General features: G+C 40.5%; 3 protein-coding genes. 1 reads left to right on the forward strand and 2 read right to left on the reverse strand.

All coding sequences use genetic code 11. The annotated features are described in order from the left end of the window. Nucleotides 1-7,274: pectate lyase-like adhesive domain-containing protein (locus O3658_RS10310; protein WP_371561436.1), on the reverse strand; the 7,274-nt coding region annotated here is incomplete at its 3' end. Between the two features lie 506 nt (nt 7,275-7,780). On the opposite strand from O3658_RS10310, the gene O3658_RS10315 reads away from it, so the two are divergent. Continuing rightward, nucleotides 7,781-8,962 (forward strand): IS66 family transposase, encoded by a 1,182-nt coding sequence (locus O3658_RS10315; RefSeq protein ID WP_371561441.1) that lies wholly within the window; start codon nt 7,781-7,783, stop codon nt 8,960-8,962. Between the two features lie 164 nt (nt 8,963-9,126). Here O3658_RS10315 and O3658_RS10320 read toward each other — a convergent pair. Further along, nucleotides 9,127-9,892: LPXTG cell wall anchor domain-containing protein (locus O3658_RS10320; protein WP_371561439.1), on the reverse strand; the 766-nt coding region annotated here is incomplete at its 5' end.

Here is a 9,892-nt window from a genome sequence, read left to right on the forward strand (position 1 = left end):
TTAGGAACAACTGGTTGACCTGGTTTCGTTGGATCCGTTGGATCATTTGGATACTTCACTTCTGGTGTTGATGGGAAGTTTGGATCGTTTGGTGTCTCTGGTTTTGGAACCAAGTTTCCAAGTGGTTTGTAAGTTACAGTTTCTTCGAGATTTTCTTGAGTGACTGTCTTAGAAGCAACACTTGCTTTATCCGCATAGTATCCAGTAACACTTGGCGTTGGAACTGCATCATAGTTAGTCTTATTAGTTGTCCATGCTTCATCAGGGTTAAGAACTTTACCTGTAACTTTATCAAGTTTTAAGGTACGTGTCCATTGTGCATTTTGAACATTGTCTGCTGGTGTTTGACTACCTGCACCTACATAATGAACAGTTGACATTACATCTTTCTTCCATTGATCTGTCGCTGGGTATTTAGGACTGTTTGGATCATTTGGATTGATTGGATCTGTTGGATTATGTGGATCGTTTGGTCCAACTGGAGTTTCACCATGTTTCAAGGTTACTGTCCAGGTTTGATCTACTGATGCATCGGTATCGAAGTGAACTCCTGCTGGGAATTCATCGCTTACAAGAACATAGCCACGATCTTCATAATACTTGATCTTGTCCGCAGTTGAGTAGTTGATTGCCTCACCTGATTTACCACCGACTTGATCATTGGCAAGGGTTTGACCTGTTGTTTGGTCAACGTACTTGATAATAGCTTTTTGTTCCGCCTTACGGTAGACAACAGGTGTATCAGATCCTGGGTCATTAGGTGTTACACTTGGTGTATCTGTCACATAACCTGGGATAACTGGAGTTGGAGTCTCGCCACCCTTAGTTGGATCTTGTGGATCATTGTTGTACTGTGGAGTTGGTGCTTTAGGAATTGGGTTTCCTTCTGGATCAACTGGAATGATCTTACCAAGTGGTTTATAAGTAACCTTATCCGTAACTTCTGGTTGATCTGGAGTAACTGTCTTAGATCCAGCTTCCTTCTTATCAGCGTAGTAACCTTTAACTACTGGAACTGTTTCTTTACCATAAGTGTGATTAGGTTGATCCCATGTTGTCGTACCATTTTTTTGTTTACCAGTAAAGGTGAAGTTATCTTGAACCTTATCAGCTGGAGTAGCTGTTCCTGCTCCTTCAAACGTTACCGTTTGTTTAGTTGGTTGCGTCACATCATTTGTTTTTGGTACATAGATGATTGGCGTATCTTCCCCTGGTTTATCAGGTGTTACAGGTGTTCCTGGTTGGATTGGTTGACCTGGTTTCGTTGGATCGTTTGGATCTGGAAGGTGTGGTTCATAACCTGGTACATCAGGAACGACTGGTTGACCTGGTTTCGTTGGATCTGTTGGATCGTTCGGATATTTAACACCTGGTGTTGATGGGAAGTTTGGATCGTTTGGTTTCTCTGGTTTTGGAACCAAGTTTCCAAGTGGTTTGTAAGTAACAGTTTCTTCAAGGTTTTCTTGAGTAACTGCCTTAGAAGCAACACTTGCTTTATCAGCGTAGTATCCTGTCAAACCTGGTGTTGGAACTGCAGCGTAGGCTGTCTTATCTGATGCCCATGGTGTCGCTGAAAGTTCTTTACCTGTGACTTTATCCAAGGTAAGGGTACGTGTCCATGTCGCGTTTTCAACATGATCTGCTGGGGCTGCTACCTTACCATCTGATACCACATACTTAACAGTAGATGTGACATCTTTCTTCCATTGATCTGTCGCTGGGTATTTAGGACTGTTTGGATCATTTGGATTGATTGGATCTGTTGGATTATGTGGATCGTTTGGTCCAACTGGAGTTTCACCGTGTTTCAAGGTTACTGTCCAGGTTTGATCTACTGATGCATCGGTATCGAAGTGAACTCCTGCTGGGAATTCATCGCTTACAAGAACATAGCCACGATCTTCATAGTACTTGATCTTGTCCGCAGTTGAGTAGTTGATTGCCTCACCTGATTTACCACCGACTTGATCATTGGCAAGGGTTTGACCAGTTGTTTGATCAACGTACTTGATCACTGCTTTTTGGTCTGCCTTAACATAAACAATCTTCGTATCTTGTGAAATTCGATCTGGATCACTTTCATCATTTGGTTCAATAGTTTTATCAACAATATTGTAACCCCATGCTTGTGGTTGTTCCTCCTTAATCACATATCCTGTTGGTGCATCTGGAATTTTAGTTTCTGCTGCTTCTTTAGGATTCAATGGGTTATTTTCATAAGTCTTAGATACTGAACCTGGAATAACATTTCCTGATTCATCTACTTGAATAATCTTACCAAGTGGTTTATAAGTTACAACATCTTCAGCATTAGGATTGGTTGGAGTGACTGTTTTACTACCTGCTTCAGACTTGTCAGCGTAGTAACCAGAAACTACTGGAACACTTTCCCTACCGTAAGTATGACTGTTTTCAGTCCATGTTGTTGTACCATCAGCTTGATTCTTCTTACCTGTGAAAGTATAGTCATTTTGAATCTTATCTGAAGGTACCTGAGCTTTACCATCTGTACTTGTGTACTTAACAGTTTGTTTTGTTGGTTGCGTCACATCATTAGTTTTTGGTACATAGATAATCGGCGTATCTTTTCCTGGATTTTCAGGGGTGATTGGTTTTCCTGGTTCTACTGGTTGACCTGGTTTACTTGGATCGTTTGGATCTGGCAAGTATGGTTTGTAGCCTGGTACATTAGGCACAACTGGTTTACCTGGTTTTGTTGGATCGTTTGGATCATTTGGATACTTCACTTCTGGTGTTGATGGGAAGTTTGGATCTTTTGGTGTCTCTGGTTTTGGAACCAATTTTCCAAGTGGCTTGTAAGTAACAGTTTCTTCAAGATTTTCTTGAGTAACTGTCTTAGAAGCAACACTTCCTTTATCAGCGTAGTAACCTGTCAATCCTGGTGTTGGAACTGCATCATAGTTAGCCTTATTCGATGCCCATGGAGTAGATGAGAGAACTTCACCTGTCACCTTATCAAGTTTTAAGGTACGTGTCCATTGTGCATTTTGAACCTTATCAGCTGGGGCAGTTGCATTACCGTCTGATACCACATAATGAACAGTTGACGTTACATCTTTCTTCCATTGATCTTCCGCAGGGTATTTAGGACTCTTTGGATCATTTGGATTGATTGGATCTGTTGGATTATGTGGATCATTTGGTCCAACTGGTGTTTCACCATGCTTCAAGGTAACTACGAATTCTTGATCAACTGACTCATCCTTGTCATAGGTAGCTCCTGCTGGGAATCCATCACTTACAAGAACATAGCCACGATCTTGATATTTCTTGATCTTGTCTGCAGTTGAGTAGGCAATAGCTTCACCTGATTTGCCACCTACTTGATCACTTTCAAGTGTTGCACCAGTATTTTGGTCTACATACTTGATAATAGCTTTTTGATCTACCTTACGATAGATAATTTCTGTGTCAGTACCTGGATTTTCAGGAGTGATTGGTTTTCCTGGTTCTACTGGTCTACCTGGTTCACCTGGTTTCGTTGGATAGTTTGGATCTGGCAAGTATGGTTTGTAGCCTGGTACATTAGGCACAACTGGTTGACCTGGTTTCGTTGGATCGTTTGGATCATTTGGATACGGCACTTCTGGTGTTGATGGGAAGTTCGGATCTTTTGGTGTCTCTGGTTTTGGAACCAATTTTCCAAGTGGTCTGTAAGTTACAGTTTCTTCAAGATTTTCTTGAGTAACTGTCTTAGAAGCAACACTTGCTTTATCAGCGTAGTAACCTGTCAATCCTGGTGTTGGAACTGCATCATAGTTAGCCTTATTCGCTGCCCATGGTTCAGTAGGGTTAAGAACTTCACCTGTCACCTTATCAACATTTAAGGTACGTGTCCATTGTGCATTTTGAACATTGTCAGCTGGGGCAGTTGCCTTACCGTCTGATACCACATAATGAACAGTTGACGTTACATCTTTCTTCCATTGATTTTCCGCAGGGTATCTTGGACTGTTTGGATCATTTGGATTGATTGGCTCTGTTGGTTTATGTGGGTTATTTGGTCCAACTGGAGTTACATCGTGTGCTAACTTAACTACGAATTCTTGATCAATGTTTTCATCATCATCAAATTTCTTTTGATCTTCAGTTGAGTTTGTGAAACCATCTTCTACAAGCTTGTAACCCTTATTAACAAAATCAGCAATCTTAGCTGCAGTTGAGTAGGCAATAGTTTCACCAGCTGCACCTTCAACTGTATCTTTTGCCAACTCCTTGTTGTTAGCACTTGTATCAATATATTTGACAGTAGCTTTTTGTTTTACTTTCTTATAGACAACGACTGTTTCGTATGTACCCAAATCAGACTTGGCTACAATATTGCGCCAATAAGTTTCTGAAACGGTGCGTTTACCTGCTTGAGCTTCAATAAGTGTGTCTGTTGCATTGCTTGAATCATATGAAACAGAAACTGAATCAGCTTTAGCCCCAGCTTCTAATCCTGGAACATTAGTTGATAGAATTTCTGCTTTATAGCCATCGACTTTTGGTGAAGCAATAGTTCCATAATTATAGGTACCTGAATTTGTTCCATCAACTTTCCAACCTGTATCAGCGATGTTATCTCCATCGATATCAGAAATGTGATACTTAGCCTTACTATAGGCGGCTAAGAACTCATCACCATTGCTGACACTTGAATTTTTTAAAATCTTTTTAAAGCCTTCTTGGTCAATAGAGACATCCAAAGTACGCTTCCAATCTGATGACTGGATAACATCTTCTTTAACTGGAGTTCCATCTTCGTAAACATATTTGATGACATTTTTATGAACACCAGTCGGGTTGATTTTAGAACCATTTGATACCCAAATATTTTGACGGTTATCACCTACCGGGTCAATACCATAAGTCCTATCTGTGGCAACAACTCCCCCAGTCGAAGAACCTGTTGGTACAGATGTGGCATTAGCAGGTTCTATGTGTGCCCTATTATTTTGGAAACCAGCAATGGACATAGATCCACCCTGGATATTCATCCAAACAGAACTCTGTTTATTATGACTTTGTGCATCCCTACCATCCTTGTTCATGGAATAAACCGTATAGGTCCCAACACCTGCATTATTTGTTGGACCATTAAATTCGACTCGGTTCCCTGAAGCTTCTGATTTATTTGAGATATAAAGAATATTTCCGTGGCCAATATCCTGTGGATTGTTTCCTTGAGGAATCGATAGTGGTAATTTACCTGTAATTTCACCTGCTGAAAGACTATCCGACTTAGTATATCTCATAAATGCAACATAAAAGGGATTGTTGAACTGGAAGAAGGTATTTGAACTATTACCTAGCGCCACAGATATCAACTCCGCATAGTAGTTCGTATTATCGTCTCGGATATCTACGATAGAACCTTTATTAGCTTGGAAAAGTGGCTCAGACTTAGTACCATTCTGAGAACCAAGTGAAATGACATCATCCCAGTCATTGTCGCCACGATTGTCCATTTGTACACGGAAAGTCGCGTAGTCATCTACAAGAATCTTACCATTTTCATTAAGGCCAATATAGTTGTAACCATCGTAACTACCCGAAGGTGCACCACCGTTCTTACCTTTACCTACTGAATGAAAGGTATTAGTCGAATGTTTTCCAAAGACTACTCTTGAATCATTTCCGAAATCAAGGGCAACGCCACGACCTTTATTTTCAAAGCGAACTTTGGAATTTTGACCTGTGACAAGTTCTGAGTGATTCCCCATCATAATACCGTCACGACCGTTAAATTCAAATGTTCCTTCTTCGCCAATAAGAACTCGGCTAGGACCATTTTTACGACCGTTGTTACCAGCACCGTAACCACCAAAACGATCCTTATCTGTAACGTTATCCCCTGGACGGTTTATACCAATTGAAATACCTTGACCGATACTAGTATTTAGGACTAACTTAGAGCCTTTACCAGTTTCTACGGTACCACTATCAGCCATGAAAATACCAGCATTATGGTAGCGAGCACTATCAGTTTGCTTGGCAGTGTTCATGTTGATAGTAAGACTAGCTTTATCTTTTACACTGACCTTAGCTCCACTTTCAAGAGTAATAGCATCCCCTTGAGAAGAACGGTTAAGCGTTAAGCTAGCTCCCTCAGCAACTGTTACAGATTTAGCATCGTGAATATTTGACTCACGACGTTTATCTGATTTACCAGCTTGTCCCACGTTCCGTTGAACATACTGAGTTTGACCATTTGCTGCTTGATAACTATCGCTAACTGTTGAAGTTGTATTTCCTTTGATAACGACATTTGTGTTACCACCACCACCATAAAGTGATGAACCCTCACTTGTCACATTTTCAAATGTAACTGTATTTGAACCACTAGTTCTTGATAGTTCAATTGGACCTCTAGAGTTTGCTGAAGCAATCTTAAGATTTTTGAGGTTTAGTTCCCAGCTAGCTCCTGTCAATTCCAAAGTATGCGACAAGAGGTCTAGACGAGCATTGTCGTCCTTACCTTGGATAGTAACTGGACGAGACGGCGCATTGATGGTAGTCTTACGGTCAACAGATCCTGAACGTCCATTGTCGGTATTACCATTATCACCTTGAGCTACGATATCACCATTAACAGTGATATCGCTTACATTTTCATCCTCTAAGGCTGAAACAAACTCACTCCAATTAGATACTTCTCGTTTATCTTCTGAAGTAGCTCGGCGTGTACGAGTAGAACGACGTGCTTCAGCTGAAGCTTTGTCAGTAGACTTATCGTCTTTTTCAGCAACTTTAGCTAGAGCTTTGTCAGTAGACTTATCGTCTTTTTCAGCAACTTCAGCTGGAGCTTTGTCAGTAAACTTATCGTCTTTTTCAGCAACTTCAGCTTTAACTTCAGTTGCTTTCGCCGTTTCTTCACTCGATTCTTTCGCTGATGCTTCTGACTTTTCAGATTTTGGACTCTCGATTACAGGTTTTTCAGAATCTGAAGAAACTCCAGCCTTTTCTGGTGTTACAACAGCTTTATCTTCTACTGTTGATTTTGAATCGGCAGTTTCTAGTGATAGAGTAGACTTATCTGCTACTGTAGGTTTTGATTCAGAAGTTCTTGGTACTGAAGATTCCGATGTACTTGTTGAACTTTCTGGACTAACAGATACTACGGAGGTGAGCAATGTTTCTGAAACATTTACCTCATCAGCACTAGCAACTTGTCCACTCAAAAAGAAGGCAGTTCCTAAAAGAACAGAGGCTAAACCAAAGCTATACTTACGTAAAGAAAAGCGTTGACGCTCATTAAAATGAAACTTCATAGTAATCTCCTTTTTACTTTTTCTTAAATCTTAGTATATCACTATATTTATAAAAATCAAGTGGTAACGCTTACTTTTTACTAAAAAACGTATTACACGAACTAAATTTAATATTTTTTTACATCTCTTATCGAAAACTTAGTAATTCTTTAAGAAATAGAATTAAAGGAACAAACATCCATCTAGTGATGTATTTCATCCCTGCTATGAGAGATTTATCCATTTTTATATTCATACAACTTATTTAACAGTATTAAAATTTTTAGTAAATATTTTTTGCCGAGATTTATAGTTTTATCTTTTAGTTTTTCAACAAATCCTTCTATCTCTGGATATAAAAATGGAGAGAACAACGGCTGTCCTCTCCAAATGTTATAGTGAATTGAAATAGGGTATGAACAAATCGATTAGGAAAGTCAAACTAATTTCTAGAAATATTTTTAGCAGTCTTAGCGTCCTGTTCTAGATTCAATATACTCTGTTATGGGGCGGTTACTACCAATCAAATCAACGCTTTTATTGGCATTGACCTGAGACACTATGAATCTGGGAACTTTCTCGCCAAGGAACACATTACTAAGCGAGGTAATCCCTATGCCAGAAAAATCTTGTTCAAGTGCAGTCAGGCAAATGACGGAGATAAGATTATCAAGGCCCCTGTCCCTAAGGCACCTCTGGCGCACAGCCTGGGCTCAGCTTCCATCATTGCCCACACCATTCACCAGAAATTTAATCTAAAAGTTCCTAACTATCGCCAAGAAGAGGATTGGGCTAAGATGGGCTTGTCAATTAGCCGTAAGGCAATGGCTAACTGGCACATCAAGTCTAGTCAGTATTATTTTGAGGCGATTTATGACCTTCTACGAGAGAAGCTCTTGGAGCAGCCGATTCTTCATGCGGACGAGACCTCCTACAAGGTTCTAGAAAGCGATAGCCAGCTGACTTACTATTGGACTTTCCTATCTGGCAAGCACGAAGAGCAGGGGATTACCCTCTATCATCATGACAAGCGACGCAGTGGCCTGATGGTTAAGGAGTTTCTTGGAAATTATGATGGCTACATTCACTGTGACATGTGGGGTGCTTATCGCCAGTTGGAAAAGGCAGAGCTGGTTGGTTGTTGGGCACATGTGAGACGGAGATTCTTCGAAGCGACTCCTAAGAAGGCAGACAAGAGGTCCTTAGGAGCCAAGGGCTTGGCTTATTGCAACCAGATGTTTGGGCTAGAAAGTTCATGGGAGAAATTGAGCGCTGAAGAACGTCTTAAGAAACGTCAGGAAGAGTTGAAACCTTTGATGGAAACCTTCTTTTACTGGTGTCGAAGTCAAGCAGTTTTGTCTGGTTCAAAACTTGGAAGAGCTATTGACTACAGTCTCAAGTATGAGGAAACTTTTAAGACCATTCTAAAGGATGGCAATCTGGTGCTCTCTAACAATCGGGCCGAGAGAGCCATTAAGTCTTTGGTCATGGGTCGGAAGAACTGGCTCTTTTCACAGAGTTTTGAAGGAGCCAAGGCGACAGCTATTATTATGAGTCTGCTTGAAACCGCCAAACGACATGGACTTGATTCCGAGAAATATATCACCTATCTTCTAACCCATCTCCCCAATGAGGAGACTCTCGCGAAAAGAGAGGTGCTAGAAGCTTATTTGCCATGGGCTGAGGTTGTACAAGAAAATTGTAAATGACAAAAGTTCCAGAGTCAAAACTGACTTTGGAACTTTTTCAATATACTCTGTTATGGGACGGTTACTCATTATCCATCAAAAAAACCGTAAGAATTTCTTCTTACGGTTTTTCTAGCAAATTCATAGAATTGAGATTCTCAGTTTTGCTTTATTTGAGTAATTTTTTACTCTTCTTCCTCACGTTTTTTAGCGAAGAGGAGTCCGCCTGTCGCTGCTGCAAGAAGTGCTAAAGCAAGTGAAGCGCTAGATTGTTCTGTACCAGTATTTGGCAATTCTTTCGCTCCTGCTTTCTTAGCTGGTGCTTGAGCAGGTGAATCTTGGTTAGCAGCTGTAACAGCTTTTTCAGCTGGAACGACTGCTACTGAACCATCTTCAAAGGTTACAACTACTGATCCATCATTGTTAACCTTGATATCTTTCGCTGTTGGGTTAGCTTTCTTAACTTCTTCTGCTACCTTAGCTTTTTCGGCGTCAGTCAAGTTGCTTGGATCTTTAACTGGTGTCTTAGATTCTGGATCTTTAACTCCTTCTGCATCTTTCGCTTTTTCTACCAAGTCGCTTGATGGAATAGTTGCTGAAGAACCATTTGTTGGATCCGTTACGGTTGCGTTACCTTGGTCATCAACTGTGACGTTCTTACCTGGGTTCGCTTTTTCAACTTTATCCTTAACTGCTTCTTTTTCTTTGTCTGTCAAGTGTTTTGGATCCTTAACTTCTGTCTTAGCTGGAGTTACAGGTTTGACTGGAGTTACTGATGGATTCTTAACTCCATCTGATTCCTTAACTTTATCAGATGATTTCTTAACTGTCTTATCTGCTGGGATAAAGGCTGTGGTGCCATCTTCAAAGGTTACAATTACTGATCCGTCTTTGTTAACCTTGATATCTTTCGCAGTTGGGTTAGATTTCTTAACTTCATCTGCTACCTTA

This window comes from Streptococcus sp. 27098_8_69, assembly GCF_041432445.1.
In the GTDB taxonomy this organism is placed as follows: domain Bacteria; phylum Bacillota; class Bacilli; order Lactobacillales; family Streptococcaceae; genus Streptococcus.